This window comes from Actinotalea sp., from assembly GCF_035443605.1.
Lineage (GTDB): Bacteria > Actinomycetota > Actinomycetes > Actinomycetales > Cellulomonadaceae > Actinotalea.
The window spans coordinates 1-19,548 of record NZ_DAORSQ010000011.1 but is presented as its reverse complement, the minus strand read 5'-3'; the positions used below and the strand labels follow the sequence as shown (position 1 = coordinate 19,548).

The 19,548-nt window shown below is 75.2% G+C and carries 17 protein-coding genes; 7 read left to right on the top strand and 10 right to left on the bottom strand.

Translation table 11 applies throughout. From position 1 onward, the window contains the following. Window positions 1-31 precede the first annotated feature (31 nt). The 5 genes from PKY62_RS02510 to PKY62_RS02490 form a co-directional block, all read right to left on the bottom strand. Window positions 32-2,047, bottom strand: coding sequence for a bifunctional copper resistance protein CopD/cytochrome c oxidase assembly protein (locus PKY62_RS02510; protein WP_324534521.1), 2,016 nt, complete (start codon window positions 2,045-2,047; stop codon window positions 32-34). Between the two features lie 160 nt (window positions 2,048-2,207). Continuing rightward, window positions 2,208-3,578, bottom strand: a complete 1,371-nt coding sequence (locus PKY62_RS02505; protein ID WP_324534519.1) for a dihydrolipoamide acetyltransferase family protein — start codon at window positions 3,576-3,578, stop codon at window positions 2,208-2,210. Between the two features lie 16 nt (window positions 3,579-3,594). Next, window positions 3,595-4,608: an alpha-ketoacid dehydrogenase subunit beta gene (locus tag PKY62_RS02500; protein ID WP_324534517.1), complete on the bottom strand. Its 1,014-nt coding sequence runs from the start codon at window positions 4,606-4,608 to the stop codon at window positions 3,595-3,597. Next, window positions 4,605-5,705, bottom strand: coding sequence for a pyruvate dehydrogenase (acetyl-transferring) E1 component subunit alpha (gene pdhA / locus PKY62_RS02495; protein WP_324534556.1), 1,101 nt, complete (start codon window positions 5,703-5,705; stop codon window positions 4,605-4,607). The genes PKY62_RS02500 and pdhA overlap by 4 nt, the downstream gene beginning before the upstream one ends. A 73-nt stretch (window positions 5,706-5,778) precedes the next feature. Beyond that, the gene (locus PKY62_RS02490) at window positions 5,779-6,942 is read right to left on the bottom strand and encodes a histidinol-phosphate transaminase (RefSeq protein ID WP_324534514.1); all 1,164 of its coding nucleotides are present in this window, start codon (window positions 6,940-6,942) and stop codon (window positions 5,779-5,781) included. Window positions 6,943-6,982: 40 nt separating this feature from the next. Here PKY62_RS02490 and PKY62_RS02485 point away from each other — a divergent pair, with 40 nt between their 5' ends. Beyond that, a complete protein-coding gene (locus PKY62_RS02485) occupies window positions 6,983-7,369 on the top strand; it encodes a phage holin family protein (RefSeq protein ID WP_324534512.1) in 387 nt (128 codons plus the stop codon). Between the two features lie 48 nt (window positions 7,370-7,417). Here the strand turns inward: PKY62_RS02485 and PKY62_RS02480 are convergent, their stop codons facing one another. Together PKY62_RS02480 and PKY62_RS02475 are read right to left on the bottom strand one after the other, a co-directional pair. Then, complete coding sequence (locus PKY62_RS02480) at window positions 7,418-8,962, bottom strand: alpha/beta hydrolase family protein (RefSeq protein ID WP_324534510.1); 1,545 nt, start codon at window positions 8,960-8,962, stop codon at window positions 7,418-7,420. After that, window positions 8,959-9,279, bottom strand: coding sequence for a hypothetical protein (locus tag PKY62_RS02475; RefSeq protein WP_324534508.1), 321 nt, complete (start codon window positions 9,277-9,279; stop codon window positions 8,959-8,961). The genes PKY62_RS02480 and PKY62_RS02475 overlap by 4 nt, the downstream gene beginning before the upstream one ends. A 113-nt stretch (window positions 9,280-9,392) precedes the next feature. Between PKY62_RS02475 and PKY62_RS02470 the strand changes: the two genes are divergently transcribed. Continuing rightward, window positions 9,393-10,382, top strand: a complete 990-nt coding sequence (locus PKY62_RS02470) for an EamA family transporter (RefSeq protein ID WP_324534506.1) — start codon at window positions 9,393-9,395, stop codon at window positions 10,380-10,382. Between the two features lie 206 nt (window positions 10,383-10,588). Further along, window positions 10,589-12,082: an adenylosuccinate lyase gene (gene purB, locus PKY62_RS02465; RefSeq protein ID WP_324534504.1), complete on the top strand. Its 1,494-nt coding sequence runs from the start codon at window positions 10,589-10,591 to the stop codon at window positions 12,080-12,082. A gap of 69 nt (window positions 12,083-12,151) precedes the next feature. On the opposite strand, the gene PKY62_RS02460 is transcribed toward purB, so the two are convergent. Continuing rightward, a complete protein-coding gene (locus tag PKY62_RS02460; RefSeq protein WP_324534502.1) occupies window positions 12,152-13,393 on the bottom strand; it encodes a GNAT family N-acetyltransferase in 1,242 nt (413 codons plus the stop codon). A 123-nt stretch (window positions 13,394-13,516) separates the two neighbouring features. Here PKY62_RS02460 and PKY62_RS02455 point away from each other — a divergent pair, with 123 nt between their 5' ends. Then, complete coding sequence (locus tag PKY62_RS02455; protein WP_324534500.1) at window positions 13,517-14,326, top strand: uroporphyrinogen-III synthase; 810 nt, start codon at window positions 13,517-13,519, stop codon at window positions 14,324-14,326. Between the two features lie 105 nt (window positions 14,327-14,431). On the opposite strand, the gene PKY62_RS02450 is transcribed toward PKY62_RS02455, so the two are convergent. Continuing rightward, complete coding sequence (locus PKY62_RS02450; RefSeq protein ID WP_324534498.1) at window positions 14,432-15,769, bottom strand: alpha-amylase family glycosyl hydrolase; 1,338 nt, start codon at window positions 15,767-15,769, stop codon at window positions 14,432-14,434. A gap of 97 nt (window positions 15,770-15,866) precedes the next feature. Continuing rightward, window positions 15,867-17,486 (bottom strand): methyl-accepting chemotaxis protein, encoded by a 1,620-nt coding sequence (locus PKY62_RS02445; protein WP_324534496.1) that lies wholly within the window; start codon window positions 17,484-17,486, stop codon window positions 15,867-15,869. A gap of 181 nt (window positions 17,487-17,667) precedes the next feature. On the opposite strand from PKY62_RS02445, the gene PKY62_RS02440 reads away from it, so the two are divergent. The 3 genes from PKY62_RS02440 to PKY62_RS02430 all read left to right on the top strand — a co-directional run. Continuing rightward, complete coding sequence (locus PKY62_RS02440) at window positions 17,668-17,949, top strand: metal-sensitive transcriptional regulator (RefSeq protein WP_324534494.1); 282 nt, start codon at window positions 17,668-17,670, stop codon at window positions 17,947-17,949. Between the two features lie 51 nt (window positions 17,950-18,000). After that, on the top strand, window positions 18,001-18,237 hold the full coding sequence (locus tag PKY62_RS02435) for a heavy-metal-associated domain-containing protein (RefSeq protein ID WP_324534492.1): 237 nt from the start codon (window positions 18,001-18,003) through the stop codon (window positions 18,235-18,237). A 57-nt stretch (window positions 18,238-18,294) separates the two neighbouring features. After that, window positions 18,295-19,548: heavy metal translocating P-type ATPase (locus PKY62_RS02430; protein ID WP_324534490.1), on the top strand; the 1,254-nt coding region annotated here is incomplete at its 3' end.

The window sequence follows — 19,548 nt, the reverse complement described above, 5'->3', positions numbered from 1 at the left end:
ACGAGGTCGGCACCTGGCGCGCGTCGAGCCGTCAGCCGTCCCGGCGGCCCAGTCGCTCGAGCATGGCGTTGTACGCGGTGAGCTCGGCGTCGCCGTCGCGGTCCGCCGCGCGGTCCTGGCGGCGCGCGGTGCGCTCGTCGTCCCTGGTCCAGGCGATCGCCAGCGTGATGGCGACCGCGAGCATCGGGAGCTCGCTGATGCCCCACGCGATCGCCCCACCCGTGCGCTGGTCCGCGAGCGCCGACGGCCCCCACGGGCGCCCCAGCAGGCCGAACCACTCGGGCACCAGCAGCGACTCGTCGCTGACCAGTGCGACCCCGAAGAACGCGTGGAACGCCATCGTCGCGAAGAGCAGCAGCAGCCGCAGGGGGTAGCCGGGGCGGTGGGGCCCCGGGTCGATGCCGATGAGCCCGTTGAGGAACATGTACCCGACGAGCGTGAAGTGCACGATCATCGCGACATGACCCAGGTAGGTCGTCAGGGCCAGCTCGAACAGCCCGGTGAAGTAGAAGACGAACATCGAGCCGGCGAAGTTGACCGCCGCGACCACGGGGTGGGCGAAGAACTCCGCCCACCGAGAGTGGACCAGCCCCAGCAGCCACTCGCGCGGCCCGCGCGACCCGTCGGTACGGACCGGCAGGGCGCGCGCGGCGAGGGTGACGGGCGCCGACAGCGCGAGCCCGACGGGCACCACCATGACGAGCACCATGTGCTGGATCATGTGCGCGCTGAACAGCACATGTCCGTAGACGGCCGGCCCGCCCGAGGTGGTCCAGGCGAAGAGCGCCATCGCCGCGACCCAGGAGAGCGTGCGCCCGGGCGACCAGGCGTCCCCCCGCACCGCGAGCCGCCGCACCCAGCGCAGGTAGACGACGACGGCGGCCAGCGCTCCCAGGGCGGGCAGCAGGTCCCAGCGGAACGAGGTCAGCCACAGCTCGACCGTGGGCTCGGGCGGCAGGGCGTGGCCGGTGACGATCTCCGCCGGCGTGAGCTCACCCGTCAGCGGTGGCACGGGCGGCGCCGTCGAGCCCAGCGCGACGGCCACGCCCGAGACGGCGCCCATGAGGGCGAGCTCCGCGGCGACCAGGCGCCAGAAGACCCGCGGGACGCGGGCGGTGGGCGGGGGCACCGGACCGCCCGTCGCGGCGAGCCGCGGCACCACCCTGCGCCGGTGCACCGCCCCGATGACCCCGAGCCCGGCGAACAGCGCGACCTTGGCCAGCACCAGCACCCCGTACACCGTGCCCAGCCCGTCCCAACCGCCCAGGCGGATCGCGGCGTTGACCACGCCCGAGACCGCCACGCCGACGTAGCACCAGGCGGCGATGGTCGAGAAGCGGGAGACGGCCGGCGCGAGGTCGCGGCCCAGCATCGGGGCGAGCAGCGCCAGCGCGGCGAGGGCCCCGATCCACAGGGCGGCGGCGGTGAGGTGCAGGAACATCGTCGAGACGGCGAGCTCGTGGTTCGTGTCGCCCGCGGCGTGGCCCGTCTGGGCCTGCAGGCCCAGTGCGACGAGCGCGAGCAGCCCCGTCCACAGCGCGCCCGTCGGCGTGCGCACGAGCAGCGCGACGACGCAGGTCAGCGCCGCGACCACGACGACGCCGGCCAGCGTGCGGCCCAGCGAGACGGACGAGATGAACAGGGCGAGCTCTGCACCGAAGGTCGGGCTGTCCAGCGGCCTGCCGGCGACGACGCCGTAGGTGAGCACGAGGTGCGCCACCGCCGCGAGCGTCCACACCCCGGCCGCACCCGAGGCGAGCACCATGGCCGCCGGCCACGCGGCGCCGTCGGACGGCGTGCGACCGTCACCGCGCGGCAGCACGAACGCCGCGAGCGCCAGCGCGCCAAGGGTCACCGCCCCCGCGAGCTCGGTGAGGACCGTGGCGAGCGGCGAGCCCCAGCGCACGATGGCGCCCGGGTCGAGCAGGTCGCCGCCCACGACCGATGCGGTGAGTGCCAGCGCGAGCGCCACGGTGACCAGGGCGACGCCGACGCCGAGCACCACGCCCACCCGGGCGGTGCGCACGGCGGCGGGCAGGGTCGACACGTCGCCAGCCTAGGCGCGGGGCGCCCCCCGCCGGCGGTTCTGGTCGGGTTCCGGGTGCGCGACGACCGGAACCCGACGAGAACCGAGGAAGCGGGGCGAGGAGACGCGGAGACGGGTGTCCGCCCTCAGCGGAACGGGACCTGGGGCCCTTGACCCGGGCTCAGCCCCAGACCAGGCCCTGACCGGGCTCCTCGAGCACCGCGGCGACGTCCGACAGCAGCCGCGAGCCCAGGCCGCCGTCGACCAGCCGGTGGTCGAAGGACAACGCGAGCTGCGTCACGTGACGCTTGCGGATCTTGCCCTTGTGCACCCATGGCTGCTCGCGGATCGCGCCGAACGCGAGGATCGCGGACTCGCCGGGGTTGAGGATCGGGGTCCCGGTGTCGATCCCGAAGACCCCCACGTTCGTGATGGTGATGGTGCCGTCCGCCATGTCCGACGGCGACGTCTTGCCCGCTCGCGCGGTGGCGGTCAGGTCGGCGAGCGCGAGCGCGAGGTCCTTGAGGCCCAGGCGGTGCGCATCCTTGATGTTCGGCACCACGAGGCCGCGCGGGGTCTGTGCCGCGATGCCGAGGTTGATGTAGTGCTTGTAGACGATCTCCTGGCTCTCGTCGATCCAGGAGGCGTTGACCTCCGGGTGCCGGTGCACCGCGATGAGCAGGGCCTTCATGGCGATGAGCAGCGGCGTGACGCGCACGTCGGCGAACTCGCGGTCCTCCTTGAGGCGTGCCACGAGCCGCAGCGTCTTGGTGACGTCGACGGTGTGGAACACCGACACGTGCGGCGCCGTGAACGCGCTGGAGACCATCGCCTCGGCGGTCCGCTTGCGCACGGACTTCACCGGCACGCGCGTGGTGCGGCCGTCGTCGGCCACCCGGCCCGAGGCGAGCCAGGGCTGGTCGTCCCCGGCGTAGGTGGCCAGGGACTTCGGCTGCGTCTCCGTGGCGCGGGCGATGACATCCTCGCGCGTGACGATCCCGCCGGGCCCGGTGGGGTAGATCGTGGCGAGGTCGACGCCGAGGTCCTTGGCGAGCTTGCGGACGGGGGGCTTGGCGAGCACGGGCTGGGCCTCGTGCGCCGCCGACGTCTCGCCGGTCATCTGGGTGCGTTGGGGGACGTCGAGCGGCCCGGGCCGCGCGGGCGCCGCAGGGGGATCGTCGCCCGACGTCGTCGCGGGCGCGTGCCGCGCACGGCGCTCCGAGGCGTGCCCGCTGACCCCGTAGCCCACGAGCACCGCACCGCTCGCCGAGTCGGCCTCGGACACCGCGGGGGCCCCCGGCCCGCCCGGGTCGGTGTCCACCGTGATGATCGGCACCCCGACCTCGACCGTCTCGCCTGGTACGGCGAGCAACGCGGTGACCACGCCGGCGAACGGGCTCGGCAGCTCGACGAGCGACTTGGCGGTCTCGATCTCCACGATCACCTGGTTGATCGCCACGCGGTCGCCCACGGCGACCTTCCACTCGACGATCTCGGCCTCGGTCAGGCCCTCACCGGCGTCGGGGAGCCGGAACTGCTCGTACCTGGGCACGGGTGCTCCTCGGTTCTCAGGTGGCCAGGACGCGGTCGACGGCGTCGAGCACACGGTCCAGGCTGGGCAGGTAGTCGTGCTCGATCCTGCTGGGCGGGTAGGGCGCGTGGAAACCCCCGACGCGCAGCACGGGGGCCTGCAGGTGGAAGAAGCACTCCTCGGTGACCCGCGCCGCGACCTCGGCGCCGGTCCCGTAGAGCACGGGCGCCTCGTGCACGACGACGCACCGGCCGGTGCGGCGCACGGACGCGACCACGGTGGCGGTGTCCAGCGGGGACAGGGTGCGCAGGTCGACGACCTCGAGGCTGATCCCCTCGGCCGCGGCGGCGTCGGCCGCGCGCAGCGCGGTGGCGACCGTCGGCCCGTGGGCCACGACGGTGACGTCGGTGCCCACCCGCGCGACGTGCGCACCGTCCAGGCCCAGCGGCGTGGCGGTGCCGTAGGGCGTCAGGGCGACGTCGGCCTTGTCCCAGTACCGACCCTTGGGCTCGAAGAACAGGACGGGGTCCGGGCAGGCGATCGCCTCCTGGATCATCGTGTAGGCGTCCGCCGGGGTGGCCGGGGTGACGACGCGCAGGCCAGCGGTGTGCGCGAAGAGCACCTCGGGCGACTCGCTGTGGTGCTCCACGGCGCCGATCCCGCCGCCGTACGGCACCCGGATCACCACGGGCAGGCTGATCCGGCCGCGCGTGCGGTAGTGCACCTTGGCCAGCTGCGTGGTGATCTGGTCGAACGCGGGGAAGATGAACCCGTCGAACTGGATCTCGCACACGGGCCGGTACCCACGCATCGCCAGGCCGATCGCGGTGCCGACGATGCCGGACTCCGCGAGCGGGGTGTCGACCACCCGGTGCGCGCCGAAGTCCTTCTGCAGGCCGTCGGTGATCCGGAACACCCCGCCGAGCGTGCCGATGTCCTCGCCCATGAGCAGCACCGTCTGGTCGGCCTCCAGGGCGTTGCGCAGGCCGAGGTTGATCGCCTTGGCCAGGGTGATCCGCTGGGTGGGTGGTGCGACGACGGGCTCGCTCATCGGTCCCCTCCGGTCGCGCCCCGCGCGTCGTCGAACGAGTCCTCGTACCCCTCGAACCACGCGCGCTCGGCCTCGACCACCGCGTGCGGGGTGGCGTACACGTGCTCGAACATCGACCGCGCCGGCGGCGGCACCATCGCTCGGACCTCGCGGCGCACGCGGGACCCGAGCTCCTCGGCCTCCGCCTCGACCGCGTCGACGAAGTCCGCCGGCAGCTCGCCGAGGCCGACGAGGTGCGCGCGCAGGCGGTCCAGCGGGTCGCGCCGGCGCCACGACTCCTCCTCGGCCGCGGAGCGGTAGCGCGTCGGGTCGTCCGACGTGGTGTGCGCACCCATCCGGTAGGTGACGGCCTCGATGTACGTGGGACCGCCGCCGCCGTGCGCACGCTCGAGGGCCTCGGCCGTCACGGCGTAGCAGGCCAGGACGTCGTTGCCGTCCACCTGCACGCTGGGGATGCCGAAGCCCGCGCCGCGCTCGACCAGCGGCACCCGGGACTGGCTCGAGGCCGGCACGGAGATCGCCCACTGGTTGTTCTGGCAGAACAGCACCAGCGGGGCGTTGTTGACGGCAGCGAAGACCATCGCCTCGTTGACGTCGCCCTGGGAGGTCGCGCCGTCGCCGAAGTACACGACCACGGCGGTGTCGCGCTCGGGGTCCCCGGTGCCGACGAGCCCGTCACGCTGCACACCCATGGCGTACCCGGTCGCGTGCAGGGTGTGCGCGCCGATGACCAGGGTGAACAGGTGGAAGTTGTGCTCGTCGACGTCCCAGCCGCCGTGGTCGATGCCGCGGAACTGCCGCAGGATGTCGACGAGGTCGACGCCGCGCACGTGGGCGACCCCGTGCTCGCGGTAGGACGGGAAGACGTAGTCCTGGGGAGCCAGCGCGCGGGCCGAGCCCACCTGGGCGGCCTCCTGGCCCAGGGACTGGGTGAAGAGGCCCAGCTCGCCCTGGCGCTGGAGCGCGGTCGCCTCGGTGTCGAACCGCCGCACCAGCACGATGTCGCGGTACAGCCCGCGCAGGGCAGCCGCGTCCAGGTGCGCGACGCGGTGGTCGTAGTCGGGGCGTGCGACGCGGTCCCCGGACGGGGTCAGCATCTGGACGAGATCGGGCTCGCTCACGCAGGGATCCTTCCGGATGAGGGCCACAGCGAACTTACGCCAGCGTAGGCTACGGGTCCGTAGGTTGTGACTGCACGACGGCGACAACGCCGGGCGCCGACGCGTTGTGGACACCCTCCAAGCCGCCCGCCCACGCCGCGGTGAGCGCGAGGAGCGCGTCGTTGGCGGCCGGCGAGCCGATCGAGGCCCGGATGCCCTCGCCGGCGAACGGCCGCACCAGCACGCCGTCTGCGGCGGCCAGCGCGGCGAGCTCCGCGGTGCGCGCGCCGGCGGCGAGCCAGACGAAGTTGCCCTGGGCGTCGGGCACGGTCCAGCCCTGCGAGCGCAGCGTCGCCACGACCCGCTCACGCTCGGCGACGACGACGTCCACGCGGTCCATCAGGGCGTCGCGTGCGCCGAGCGAGGCCAGCGCACCGACCTGGGCGAGGTCGTTGACGCCGAACGGGGTCGAGGCCGTGCGCACCGGCCCCGCGACGTCGGGGCGAGCCACGGCGTAGCCGACCCGCAGCCCGGCCAGGCCGTACGCCTTGGAGAACGTGCGCAGCAGCAGCAGGTGAGGGTGCGCCGCGAGCAGCGCGTCGCCGTCGGCCGCATCGCCCGCCGTGACGAACTCCACGTAGGCCTCGTCGAGCACCACGAGCACGCGAGGGGGCACCGCCGCGAGCAGAGCGAGCATCTCGGCGTGCCCCACCGCGGGACCCGTGGGGTTGTTGGGCGAGCAGACCAGCAGCACCCGGGTGCGCGCGGTGACCGCCGCCGCCATCGCTCGCAGGTCGTGGCGGCCCTCGGCGTCCAGCGGCACCTCGACCGGCACGGCGCCCTGCAGCCGGACGAGGATCGGGTAGGCCTCGAAGGAGCGCCACGCGTAGACCACCTCGTCACCGGCGTCGCAGAACGCCTGGAGCACATGACCCAGCACGGCCACCGACCCGCAGCCGGCGACCACACCGGCGGGGTCCACGCCGTGGCGGGCCGCGAGCGCCGCGACGAGCTCGGTGGCGAACATGTCCGGGTACCGGTTCATCCGGACCGCCGCCTGCGCGACGGCCGCGCGCACCGGTTCGAGGGGCTCGTGGGGGTTCTCGTTCGACGACAGCTTGTGCGACGGCCGGTCGGTGCCGACCCGGGCCCCCGGGACGTAGGCCGGCAGCAGGCGCACCGCTGCCCGGGCCGTGGGGACGGCGGGGTCCTGGTGGCGCGGTGCTGGGCTCACCGGGCCAGCATGCCACCGGCCCCGGTGCGAGGATGGATCCATGGCCTTCGCACTGCGCGTCCTCGTCAATGCCGTCGCGATCTGGCTCGCGACCGAGCTGCTGTCCGGGCTGGAGGTGGTGGGTGGCACCTCCACCGGCAGCCGCGTGCTCGTCTACCTCGGGGTGGCGCTGCTGTTCGGCGTCGTCAACGCGGTGGTCAAGCCACTGGTGCAGCTGCTGTCCATCCCGCTGTACATCCTCACGCTGGGGCTGTTCACGCTCGTCGTCAACGCGCTCATGCTCATGCTCACCGGGTGGTTCTCCGAGCTGACGAGCTACGGCCTGCGGGTGTCGAGCTTCGGCACGGCGGTGATCGGCGCCCTCATCATCTCCGTGATCAGCTTCCTCATCAGCGTGATGCTGCCGAAGCCGCGCCTGCACGACTGACCGCATCCGCGCCGCCGCACCCCGGATCTGTCGCACCTCGGACCCGCCTCACCCCACGATCCGCGTGCCCTGGTAGACGCTCGTCGTCGCCGTGCTCGCCGCAGGGCCGAGCACGGCACCGAGGGCCTCCTCGAACCCTCGGACGGACGGGTCGTCGCAGCCCTGCAGGGCGCGGGCGGTGCGGATGTAGGTGGGCAGGGTGTGGGCCCCACCGACGGAACCGGCCGCCTCCCGATCGGCCGCGAGCGGCGAGACGGCGAGGTCGCGTTCGACCGTGGTGCGCTGCGGGCTCGGCGGGTTGGCCGTGCCGTCGACGCCGTGCAACAAGTCCTGGCTGTGCTCGAGGTGCAGGGCGACGGTCCCCGCCGGCAGGTCCATCCCACCGACGGGCGAGCCGGCCGTCAGCACGGCGGCCACCGCGAAGCGGTGGCGCAGCGCCGGATCGGCCGCCACGTCCATCGCGACCATCCCGCCCTGGCTGTGCCCGGCGAGCAGCACGGGTTCACCGGGGGCGATCCCGGCGGCAGCCATCGACCGCGCGACGAGCTCGGAGGCGTCCTCCGGCCGGCCCGCGACCAGCGCCAGGTTGGTGGCCATGTCCATGGGGTTGCTGCCGGCCAGCGGCGAGCCCACCTGCGTGCCGGGGATGGCGACCACCCAGCTGCGCGTGCCGTCCGGGCGGTCGATCCGCGTGATGCCCACCGAGCCGGGCTCGCCACCGGCCGCCGGGTAGCGCAGCTCCACCTGCCCGAGCACCTCGGCGCTCGTGCGCGGCGGCGCCGTCCGCGTCGGCGGACCCGTCGGGGTGACCAGCAGGCCCGTCGGGCTCGTGCGCAGCACGGCCGTCGCGAGCGCACCGCCGTCCGCGAGCGCGCCCGCGGCGGCCGGGACCGGGTCGGGGACCGGCAGGGCCCGGCCGGGCAGTGCGCCGGTGACGAACCCCGCCACGCCCGGCACGGCGAGCTCGACGAGCCGGGCGGAGGGCAGCCGGGCGGTCGACGGGAGGAGGCCCGGCCCGCCGACCATCGCCCCGATGGCCCCGACCGGCCCGGGCGCGCGGGCCACCGCGGCCCCGCCCCCGCTGATCACGGCGCCGAGCACACCGACCGGTCCGGGTGCGTACCGCAGGGTCCGCACGGCGACGAGGGTGCGCGCCGCGCCGAGCCCGAGCACGAGCCCGCCGAGGGCCGACGCCGCCCACATCGTCGGCCCGGCCTCCCCGAGCGCGCGTCCCCCCGCGACCACGACGTGCCGCAGCACCGCCGCGACGTCGAGCTCCGCCCCGGCGTAGACCGCCGCGGTCTGGCGCAGGTCGCTCCCGAGGCCGGCGGCCCGGTCGGCCTGACGGCGACCCGTCGCGCGGACCGCGGTCGCGCCGGCCCGCGCCGTGGGCGCCGTCGAGGGCGACCAGGCCGCCGCGGCATCGACCGCACCCGTCAGCGCCGCCGCGGCGTCGGCCACCTCGTCGAGCGCAGCGGACGCCTGCTCGAGCACGGCGGCCGCGCGCGCCAGGTCCTCCAGGCGCGCCCGGGTGCCGCCCCGGCCGCCCCGCACCCGCACCCCGGGAGGCAAGGGCTGCGCCTCGTCGCTCACGCCGGCCGCCAGCCGATCGCCGCCGAGGGCCCCGGCCCGCCGCCGGCCATCCCCGCCGCCCCCGCCGCCCGGTGCACCGCGCATGCCACGTCCGCGGACCGGGTGTGGCGCAGCACCCCTGCCTGAGCCTGTGCCAGCTGGAGCCCGAGGTGCGCGACGTCCCGCTCGAGGTCGGCGAGCAGGTGCCGGTACCCGTCCGCGGCGTCGGACACCCACTCGAACTCGCGCGCGCCGGTCAGCGCCGCCCGCGCGCGGTCCAGGGCGGCGTCCGCCGCGCCGAGGGCAGCCACCGCCCGTGCCGTCGTCGTCCCGTCCACCGGGCCTCCCCTCGTCCCTCCGGACGCTAGGGACCGGGCGTCTGCACCGGGGCGCTCGGCCCGGCCGCCGGTGGACGGCGTGATCGTCCACAGGTCCGCCCTAGGCTCGACCCGTGCCGACCTCCTCCCGCCCGCTCGGCCCGGGCGTGCTGGCCGTCGTCGTCGCGTCGCTGCTCTTCGCGGTCAACGGGACGGTCTCCAAGCTGGCGATGGAGGCCGGCCTCACCCCCACCCGCCTCGTCGAGCTGCGCTCGCTCGGATCGGCCGTCGTGCTCGTCGCGGTGCTCGTCGTGGTGAGCCTGCGCGCCAGGGCCTCCGGTGCGTCCGGCCCCCGGCTGCCCCGCGGCCGCGAGCTCGCCGCGCTGGCGGTGCTCGGCGTCGTCGGGATGGCGATGGTCCAGTGGCTCTACTTCGTGGCGATCTCGCGGCTGCCCGTCGGGCTCGCGCTGCTCGTGGAGTACACCGCGCCCGTGCTCGTGGCGCTGTGGGCCCGGTTCGTGCTCGGCGAGCCGGTGCGGGCACGCGTGTGGTGGGCGCTCGCGGCGTGCCTGGGCGGGCTGACGCTCGTGGCCCAGGTGGGCGACGGCGTGCGGCTCGACGTGCTCGGGCTGCTCGCGGCGTCCGGGGCAGCCGTCGCGCTGGCGACCTACTACCTTCTCGGCGACCGGCTGGTCCGCTCGCGCGACGCGCTGTCCACCCAGACCTGGTCGATGGTGTTCGCCGCGACCTTCTGGGTGGTGCTGCAGCCGCTGTGGACGTTCGACGTGACCGTGCTCACCGACGTCCTCGCGCTGCCCGGGGCGCTCGCGGGGCTGCACGCACCGCTGTGGGTGCTGGTCGCCTGGATCGTCGTGCTCGGCACCGTGGTCCCCTACGTGCTGGTGCTCGCCGGCGTCGCGCGGCTGGGGGCGGCCCGCACGGGCGTGCTCGGCATGATCGAGCCGGTCGCGGCGAGCGCCGCCGCCTGGCTGGTGCTCGGCGAGTCGATGACGGCGGTGCAGCTCGCGGGCGGCGCCGTGGTGCTCGCGGGGGTCGCGCTCGCCGAGTCCGCCCGCCGCCGCCCCACCCTCACCCCGACCCCCGACGCGGTCCTCACCCACTGACCCCGGCTCGCGCCCCCGGTCCGGTCCGCGACCCCACCCCGTGGCCCCCACGCGCCCACGTCCCCGCGGGCCACACACCCCGCCCACCGGCAGGAGTGGGAACGTGGCGCGGGGGGGCGGGGTGGACGCGGGGCTCGGGGCGGCGGCGCGGGGGCGGGCGTGGACGGGGGCGGTCCCGGGGCTGCGGGCGGTGGGAGGATGCCGCCATGGAGCACGCAGCGCCGATCGACGAGTCCGCCGACGTCCCCGCCACCCCGCCGACGGCCCCCGCCGCCGTGCGGCGCACGCTGGCCGACCTCACCCCCCCGATCGCCCTGGGGCCGCTGGACGGGCGCTACCGCTCGGCCGTCGCGCCGCTGGTCGACCACCTCTCCGAGGCCGCGCTCAACCGCGAGCGCGTGCACGTCGAGGTCGAGTGGCTGATCCACCTCACGTCCCACCACGTGGTGCCCGGCGCCCCGACGCTGTCCACGGAGGAGCGGCAGTACCTGCGGGACGTCGTCACGACGTTCGACGACGCCACCATCGCCGAGCTCGCCGCCACCGAGCGCGTCACGGCCCACGACGTCAAGGCCGTGGAGTACCTGCTCAAGCAGCGCCTCGCCGCCGCGCCGCAGACGCTCGGCGCCGACACCGTGCTCCCGCAGGTCGGGGAGCTGGTCCACTTCGCGTGCACCAGCGAGGACGTCAACAACCTCGCCTACGCCCTCATGGTGCAGGGCGGGGTGCGTCAGGTGTGGCTGCCGGCCGCCCACGCGCTGGTCGACGACATCGCCGCGATGGCCCGCGCGAACGCCGCCGTCCCGATGCTCGCCCGCACGCACGGCCAGCCCGCCACGCCCACCACCCTGGGCAAGGAGCTGGCGGTCCTGGCCCACCGCCTGCGCCGCCAGCTGCGTCGGGTCGAGGGAGCCGAGTACCTCGGCAAGATCAACGGCGCGACCGGCACCTACGGGGCCCACCTCGCTGCCGTGCCGGGAGCGGACTGGGTGCGCGTCTCGCGGACCTTCGTCGAGCACCTCGGTCTGACGTGGAACCCGTTGACCACCCAGATCGAGTCGCACGACTGGCAGGCCGAGCTCTACGCGGACATGGCGCGCTTCAACCGGGTGCTGCACAACCTCGCGACCGACGTGTGGACGTACATCTCGATGGGCTACTTCGCGCAGGTGCGCGGCCAGGGCACCGTCGGCTCCAGCACGATGCCGCACAAGGTCAACCCCATCCGGTTCGAGAACGCGGAGGCCAACCTCGAGCTCTCGTCCGCCCTGCTCGACACGCTGGGTGCCACCCTGGTGACCAGCCGCCTGCAGCGCGACCTCACCGACTCCACCACCCAGCGCAACATCGGCCCCGCCGTCGGGCACAGCCTGCTGGCCATCGACAACGTGCGTCGCGGCCTGGCCGGGCTCGACGTCGACGCGGCCGCCATGGCCCGGGACCTCGACGCGAACTGGGAGGTGCTGGGCGAGGCCGTCCAGTCCGCGATGCGCGCGGCCGGCGTGGCCGGGGTGCCCGGGATGGACAACCCCTACGAGCGGCTCAAGGACCTCACGCGCGGCCGCCGGATCACCGGGGACGACCTGCGCACGTTCGTGGGCGGCCTGGGGCTGCCCGACGACGTCGCGGCACGGCTCGCCGCGATGACCCCGGCCACCTACACGGGCGTCGCGGCCCAGCTGGTCGACTACCTCGACTGAGCTCGGCCAGCAGCGCTTCTGGTCGAGAATCGGGCGCCAGGCGCCCGGATCCCGACCAGACGCGGCCGGCTACCAGGGCAGGTAGTAGGTCAGGAGGTCGGCCGTGAGCGGCGGGAAGAGCGCCTCGTAGGTCGCGGCGTCGGGGCCCGCGTAGACGTCGGGGTGGCGACGCGCGAGACCTGCGAGACCGAGGGGTCCGAGGAGCAGGGCCGGCAGCCGGTCCGGTGCCACGCCCGCTCCTCCGACGGCCCCGGGCCCCTGCATCGGGCCACCCACGGTCACGGGTCCGATGCCGGCCGCCGTGAGCGGCATCCGGTAGTGCCGGCCGAACGTCGAGACCACGAGGTCGCGGTCCGCCCCGAGCAGGCCCGCCCGCGCCAGGCGCGCGTGCAGCACCGGCCGCAGCGCGTCGAGCACCAGCTCGGGCCGCGCGATGCGGGCGTAGTACTGGTCGGCGCCGTCGCCCGCCGGGGCGAGCAGCGCCGACCACGCGTCCCCGGTGACGGTCCCGGCGCGGTGCACGACGCGCACCTCGGGCGCGTCCGCCGCCAGCGCTGCGAGCAGGGCGTCCGCCGCGCCAGCGTCCCGGGCCGCGGGCTCGGCGACGAGGATCCCGTCGTCATCCGTGCGCACCCGGGCGGACGCCGCCACCGCGCCGTCGCGCTCGAGCACCCAGGTGACGCTCGCATCGTGGGCCAGGAGCCAGCGCGTGCGCGGCTCGGGGTGCGGCACGGCGACGTCGACACCGGCCTGGGCCGCGTCCTGGAGCGCGGTGACCGCCGGCAGGTCCGCCGCCGTCGCGCGGCGCACGGTCCCGGGCGCCGGCACGTGCGCCGGCGCCCGGGACCCGGCGGGGGCGTTGGCACCGGCCCCCGGCAGCAGCACCCGAGCCCGCGGGATGTCGATCGCGTACTCGTACCCGAACAGCCGGTAGAAGTACGGGATCCCGATCATCACCTGGAGCACGTGCCCGCGCCGGGCCGACCGCTCGTGCGCCCAGCCCATGAGCGCGCGCACCAGGCCGCGCCCCTCGTGGCCGACCGCCGTCGCGACCAGCTCGACCTGGCCAGCAGGCAGCACGACGTCGCCCACCCGGACGGTCTCGTCGAGCAGGGTCGCGGTGCTCACCACGCGGTCGCCGTCCGCGACGACGGCGCACGCCGGCCACCCCAGCGCGTCGTCGTGCACCACCAGCCGGTGGTCGAGCGCGTCCGGCTCCTCGCCGCGGGCGATGAGGAGCTCGCCGATCTGGTCGAGATCGGCCGGGCGTGCCGTGCGCAGCACCAGTCCGTCGGGCAGCGGGGTGGTCATCCCCCGAGCGTGAGGCCTCGCGCCGCCCCGGTCCACCGGATTCGCGCCCGGTCTGTCCCGGTCTGTCGCGATGCGCACCGGGCCGCGCTTCCCAACGTGGGGGTGGTCGCGCACACTGCGTCCATGGATCCGACGACGCCTGCTGCGGACGCCACGCGGCCCGGTGCCCTCGACGGGTGGCAGGTCCTCGTGCCGGGCGCGGCCGAGTGGGGCCGACGCATCGCGGGGCTCCTGGCGGACCGGGGGGCACGGACCGTGCTGGTGCCCGTCGTCGAGGTCGCACCGCCCGACGACCTCACCTGCCTCGACTCGGCGCTCGCGGCGCTCGCCCGCGGGGACTACGACTGGCTCGTCGTCACCAGCCCCGCCACGGTGCTGTCGCTGTCCGCCCGGGTCGCGACCCTCGCCAACCGCGGCCGCCAGACGCCGTCGACCGCTCTCGGGACCTTCGTCGGCGAGACGGCCGTGGCCACCCTCGGCCCCGGCTGCGCGCGCGTCCTGGAGCGGAGCGGGGTGACGGCCGCGCTGGTCCCGACCGGCGAGCGCTCCTCCGCCGGGCTGCTCGCCGCGTTCCCCGAGCCGCCCGTGGCGCCGCCGGCGGCCGGCACGCTGGGCCGGGCGGGGCGCGTGCTCGTGGCCCGGTCCGACCTCGCGTCGAGCACCGTGAGCGACGGGTTGACCGCGCGCGGCTGGCAGGTCGACGACGTCGTGGCGTACCGCACGATCACGCCCGACCAGCCCGGCGCCCGGATCCGCGCCCAGGCCAGGGCCGGGGAGTTCGACGCCGTGCTGCTCGGCGCACCGAGCACGGTGGACGCGCTGGTCGAGCTGGTCGGCGCGCCCGCCGCCGGCACGGTCCTCGGCTGCGTCGGCCCCCGCACCGCACGGACGGCCACCGAGCAGGGGCTGACGGTCGACGTCGTCCCCCCGTAGGCGACCGCCGAGGCGCTCGTCGAGGCGCTCGTCGCGCGGGCGGCCGGCACCGCCTGAGACGTCCTGGCCGCGGCGAGCCGCGGGCCGGATCAGGTGCGGGCCGGATCAGGTGCCGAGGACGGCCCAGCCGTGCGGCGGCAGGTCGACCACCCTGTCGCCGTCGACCCCTTCGTCGCGCAGACCGCCGACTCCCGCCAGGACGGCCGTCGCACCCGGCACGGCGAGCGCCGTCGGGCCGTCGTCGAGGCTCAGGGCGACGATCAGCGCACCGCCGGTCGCGGCGGTCCGGTACACGAGCGTGGTGTTGGTGCAGGTCAGCGCCTCGGTGCGGGCGTGGTGCAGCCAGGGGTGACGCCGGCGCAGCCCGATGAGCTCGCGGTGCAGGTGGTAAGCGGGGGCCGCGGCCGTGCCCTCGACCGGGCCGGGCGCGTCCGCGAAGCGAGGGCGCACCGCGTCGTCGCCGCCCTCACGGTCCTCCTTGACCCCGGTCAGGCCGAGCTCGTCGCCCGCGTAGACGGTCGGCGTGCCGCCCAGCGTCATGAGCAGGCCCACGGCGTGCGCGACGTGCCGGGGGTCGCTCAGCCTGCTGGCGATCCGTGTCACGTCGTGGTTGCCGATGAACGTCAGCGGGACGAAGTGCTCGATGAACCCGTTGTGCCGCTCGAGCGCCCAGGCGAGCTCGAAGAAGTTCGCGTCGTTGAGCGAGCTCCACACGGCCTTCCACAGCTCGTACTGCGTGACGGCGTCGAAGCCCGCCTCGGCGACCACGGCCGCGTAGTCGCCGTGCAGCACCTCACCGAAGACGTACTGGTCCGGGTGGGCGGCGCGGACGGCGGGCAGCACCCGGGTCCAGAAGCCGGGCGGGACGGCGTAGGCGGCGTCCAGCCGCCAGCCGTCGACCCCGCGCTCCGCCCAGTAGGTCATGACGCGGGTGACGTAGTCGGCCACCGCCGGCTCGTCGTGGCGCAGGGCGACGAGGGCGTGGTGGCCCTCGAAGTCCCGGTAGCCGGGCTCGGTGCCCGGCCCCGCGCCGGCGGGCCACTGCAGGTCGAACCACGAGGCGGTCGGGGCGTCCGGCCCCAGCCGCAGCACCTCGGCGAAGGGGCCGAACCCGCGCCCGACGTGGTTGAACACGCCGTCGAGCGTGACGCGCAGGCCGCGCTCGTGGGCGGCGTCGCACAGCGCGACGAGGTCCGCCTCCGTGCCCAGCCGCGGGTCGACGCGCAGGTGGTCGACGGTGTCGTAGCCGTGCGTCGCCGAGGCGAACACCGGGCCGAGCGCCACGCCGGACAGGCCGAGGGCGACGACGTGGTCGAGCCAGGCCGTCACGTGCTCCAGTCGGTGGACCACCGGCGCGCCGTCCGGCAGCGCGACCGGCTCGGCCCCCACGAAACCCAGGGGGTACACGTGCCACCACATCGCGTGCTCGACCCAGCCGGGCATGGCACCTCCACCGCTCGCGGGCGGCGGGGGTCGCGCGTCCGCGGGCCACCGTACGCCCGCGAGCTTGCGGCGTCCGGCGCGCGGGGGGTGTCGGCGCTCACACCCGGAAGCGCGCCACCTGGGTCTCCAGGAGGGCCGACATCCGGGCGAGCTCGAGCACGGCCTGCTGCGTCTGCCCGACCCCCTCGGTGGTCATCGAGGCGGCGCTGGCCACGTGCGTCACGTTGGCGGCGATCTCACCGGAGCCGGTCGCGGCCTCGACCACGGACCGGGACATCTCTGTGGTCGTGGCCGTCTGCTCCTCGACGGCGGAGGAGATGGTCATCTGGTAGTCGTTGATCCGGCCGACGATCTCCGAGATCTGGCCGATCGCGTCGACGGCGCCGCGGGTGTCGGCCTGGATGGCCTCGACCTTGCGGGCGATGTCCTCGGTGGCGCGCGCGGTCTCCTGCGCGAGCTCCTTGACCTCGCCGGCCACGACGGCGAACCCCTTGCCCGCCTCACCGGCGCGCGCCGCCTCGATGGTCGCGTTGAGCGCCAGCAGGTTGGTCTGCTCCGCGATCTGCGTGATCGTCTTGACGACGGCGCCGATCTCGGCGGACGAGTCCCCGAGCCGGCTCACCGTGGTGTTGGTCGCATCGGCGACCCGGACGGCCTCGGCGGCGACGTCAGCAGCCTGGCTGGCGTTGCGGGAGATCTCGCGGATCGCCGAGCCCATCTCCTCCGTGCCGGCCGCCACGGCCTCGACGCTGCGGCTGAGCTGCTCCGCCGCGGCGGCGACGGTCCCGGCCTGGACCGAGGTCTCCTCGGCAGACGAGCCGATCTGCGCGGCCGTCCCGGACATCTGCTCCGCGGCCGCGGCGACGGACGCGGCCGAGCCGCCGACCGCACGGATGACGTCGGCGATCTGGTCGACGAACCGGTTGAAGGACGACGCCGTGCGGGACAGCTCGTCGGTGCCCTGGACGTCGAGGCCGACGGTGAGGTCGCCCTCGCCGTCGGCGATGTCGTGCAGCCGGCCCTCGAGCTGGCGGACCGGGAGGAGCACGGAGCGCAGGATGAGCGGCAGCAGGAGGGCGAAGAGCGCGAGCGTGACGCCCGCGATGATCATCACGGTGGTGCCGCCGGCTGTCGCCGCGGCCTCGGCCTCGTCCGCCGCCGCTGCCGCACGCGCGCCGAGGGAGTCGGACAGGCCCTGGACGGCCGTGCTGACCTGCTCGTACACGGCGATCTCCTCGACGAGCACCAGGCCGTTGGCCTCGTCGACGGCGGCCGCGTCACCGGAGCGGTAGGCGGCGATGATGTCGGCGTCGATCGCCATGAACTGCTCGAAGCCCGCCGACGCCGCCTGCACCTGGGCCTGCTCGTCCGCCGTGAGGCCTGGCTCCGCGGCGAGCACGTCGAGCGCCGCGCGCAGCGCGTCGGCGGACGCCAGGAAGCTGGCGCGCGAGCCCACGTCCTCGGCCACCGTCGCGGCGTCCAGGTTGGCGTCGAGCGCGTAGGCCGTCTGCCAGCCGTTCCAGTCCGCGGTGCCGAACTTCACCTGCATCGACTCCTGGGAGAGCACGGCGAGCCCCGCGCTGCGGACGGAGGCCGCCGTCGAGGTGCGGCTCGCCACGACGGCCACACCCGCGAGCGCGAGCAGGGCGATGCCGGCGGCGACGAAGGTGGCGGTGAGGCGGAGGCGCACGCTGGTGCGGCGCAGCAGGACCTGCATGGTGGCTCCTCGATGGGGGGACGTCGTTGTGCCTGCTCCCCCCATCGACCGGCGACGCGCCGGTCGAGGACTTGGGGCCCACGAGGTGCGTGGTCCGGTCCGCTCCGGTCCGGTCCGCTCCGGGACAGGGAATACCCTCGGGGGGTATCCTGGTTCTCAGGACGGACGGACGGAGGCTGCCATGGCCGGCTACAGCGGCACCAAGGACGACTACCTCAAGCGGCTGCGCCGTATCGAGGGGCAGGTGCGCGGCCTGGCACGGATGGTCGACGAGGACACCTACTGCATCGACATCCTCACCCAGGTCGCCGCCGTCACCAGCGCCCTGCAGGCCGTCAGCCTCGGCCTGCTCGAGGACCACCTCGGTCACTGCGTCGTCAACGCCGCCCGCGAGTCGCAGGAGGCCGGGGACGCGAAGGTCCGCGAGGCCGCCGACGCCATCGCCCGCCTCGTGCGCAGCTGAGCACCACCTTCTCCACCCACCCCCACCGCACCACCGACCGGAAGGCCCACCATGAGCACCCAGACCGTCACCCTCGGCGTCGCCGGCATGACCTGCGGGCACTGCGTCCGCTCCGTCGAGGAGGAGCTCCGCACCCTGGCCGGCGTCACCGACGTGCAGGTCGAGCTCGTCTCCGGCGCGACCTCCACGGTGACCATCACCACGGACCAGCCCCTCGCGGACGAGGACGTCGCCGCGGCGATCGTCGAGGCCGGCTACGCCGTCGTGCCCCCGCGCTCACTGCTCTGAGACCCGGGCGCCCGCCGGCGCCCCCGCACGGCACCACCACCGGACGGACGTGACCGCATGACCCCTGACCAGCACCCCACAGCCCCCGCGGGCCTGACCGACGCCCGGGCGGTGGTCGCCACCCTCGACCTCGCCGTCGGCGGGATGACGTGCGCCTCGTGCGTCGCCCGCGTCGAGAAGAAGATCAACAAGGTTCCAGGGGCGACGGCGACGGTCAACCTCGCCACCGAGACGGCGCACGTCGAGCTGAGCGACGACGTCGATGCCGCGGCGCTGGTCAAGGCCGTCGAGTCCGCCGGGTACACGGCGACCCTCACGCGCGACAGCCGTGCGGCCTCGCGCGCCGCGGCGGCGGGCGGCCACGGGATGACCGACGAGGAGATGGCGCTGTCCGGCCACGTCATGGCGGACGGGACCATGGGGGCCGGGGACGACACCTCGGCACCCGTCGCCGACCGGGGCGCCGACCTGCTCCGCCGGCTGCGCGTCGCCGCGGTGCTCACCGTGCCCGTCGTCGCGCTGTCGATGGTCCCGGCGCTCCAGGTGCCGGGCTGGCAGTGGGTCGTCACGGCGCTGGCGCTGCCCGTCGTCACGTGGGCGGCGTGGCCGTTCCACCGGGCCGCGGCGCGCGCTGCCCGGCACGGCTCGTCGACCATGGACACGCTCGTGTCCCTGGGCGTCGCCGCCGCGACCGGCTGGTCGCTCTGGGCGCTGCTGCTCGGCGGCGCCGGCGAGATCGGCATGCACATGACCCCCACGCTCGTGCCCCGCGCCGGGGCGGCCTCGATGGCGGGGCCAGAGCTGTACTTCGAGGTCGCCGCCGTGGTGACGACCTTCCTGCTCGCGGGCCGCTATGCCGAGCACCGCTCGCGGCGCCGGGCGGGGGACGCGCTGCGCAGCCTGCTCGCGCTGGGCGCCACGGACGCCGTGCTGCTCGAGCCCGATGCGACCGGGCGGCGCACCGAGCGGCGCATCCCCGTCGCGGCCCTGCGCGTCGGCGACCTGTTCGCCGTACGTCCGGGCGAGAAGCTCGCCACCGACGGCATCGTGCTCGAGGGCACGTCCGCGCTCGACACCTCGCTGCTCACGGGCGAGCCCGTGCCGGTCGACGTCGGGCCAGGCTCGCAGGTCACCGGCGCGACCGTGAACACCTCGGGGTACCTCGTCGTGCGCGCCACCCGTGTGGGCGAGGAGACGATGCTGGCCCAGATCGGCCGGCTCGTCACGCAGGCGCAGACGGGCAAGGCGCCCGTGCAGCGGCTGGCCGACAGGATCTCCGCGGTCTTCGTGCCCGTGGTGGTCGTCATCGCG

Bases quoted from the DNA above. Each gene is read 5' to 3' on its own strand.
- PKY62_RS02500 (WP_324534517.1), bottom strand. From the start codon at position 4,608: ATGAGCGAGCCCGTCGTCGCACCACCCACCCAGCGGATCACCCTGGCC.
- pdhA (WP_324534556.1), bottom strand. From the start codon at position 5,705: ATGCTGACCCCGTCCGGGGACCGCGTCGCACGCCCCGACTACGACCAC.
- PKY62_RS02485 (WP_324534512.1), top strand. From the start codon at position 6,983: ATGGCCTTCGCACTGCGCGTCCTCGTCAATGCCGTCGCGATCTGGCTC.
- purB (WP_324534504.1), top strand. From the start codon at position 10,589: ATGGAGCACGCAGCGCCGATCGACGAGTCCGCCGACGTCCCCGCCACC.
- PKY62_RS02460 (WP_324534502.1), bottom strand. From the start codon at position 13,393: ATGACCACCCCGCTGCCCGACGGACTGGTGCTGCGCACGGCACGCCCG.
- PKY62_RS02455 (WP_324534500.1), top strand. From the start codon at position 13,517: ATGGATCCGACGACGCCTGCTGCGGACGCCACGCGGCCCGGTGCCCTC.
- PKY62_RS02450 (WP_324534498.1), bottom strand. From the start codon at position 15,769: ATGCCCGGCTGGGTCGAGCACGCGATGTGGTGGCACGTGTACCCCCTG.
- PKY62_RS02445 (WP_324534496.1), bottom strand. From the start codon at position 17,486: ATGCAGGTCCTGCTGCGCCGCACCAGCGTGCGCCTCCGCCTCACCGCC.
- PKY62_RS02440 (WP_324534494.1), top strand. From the start codon at position 17,668: ATGGCCGGCTACAGCGGCACCAAGGACGACTACCTCAAGCGGCTGCGC.
- PKY62_RS02435 (WP_324534492.1), top strand. From the start codon at position 18,001: ATGAGCACCCAGACCGTCACCCTCGGCGTCGCCGGCATGACCTGCGGG.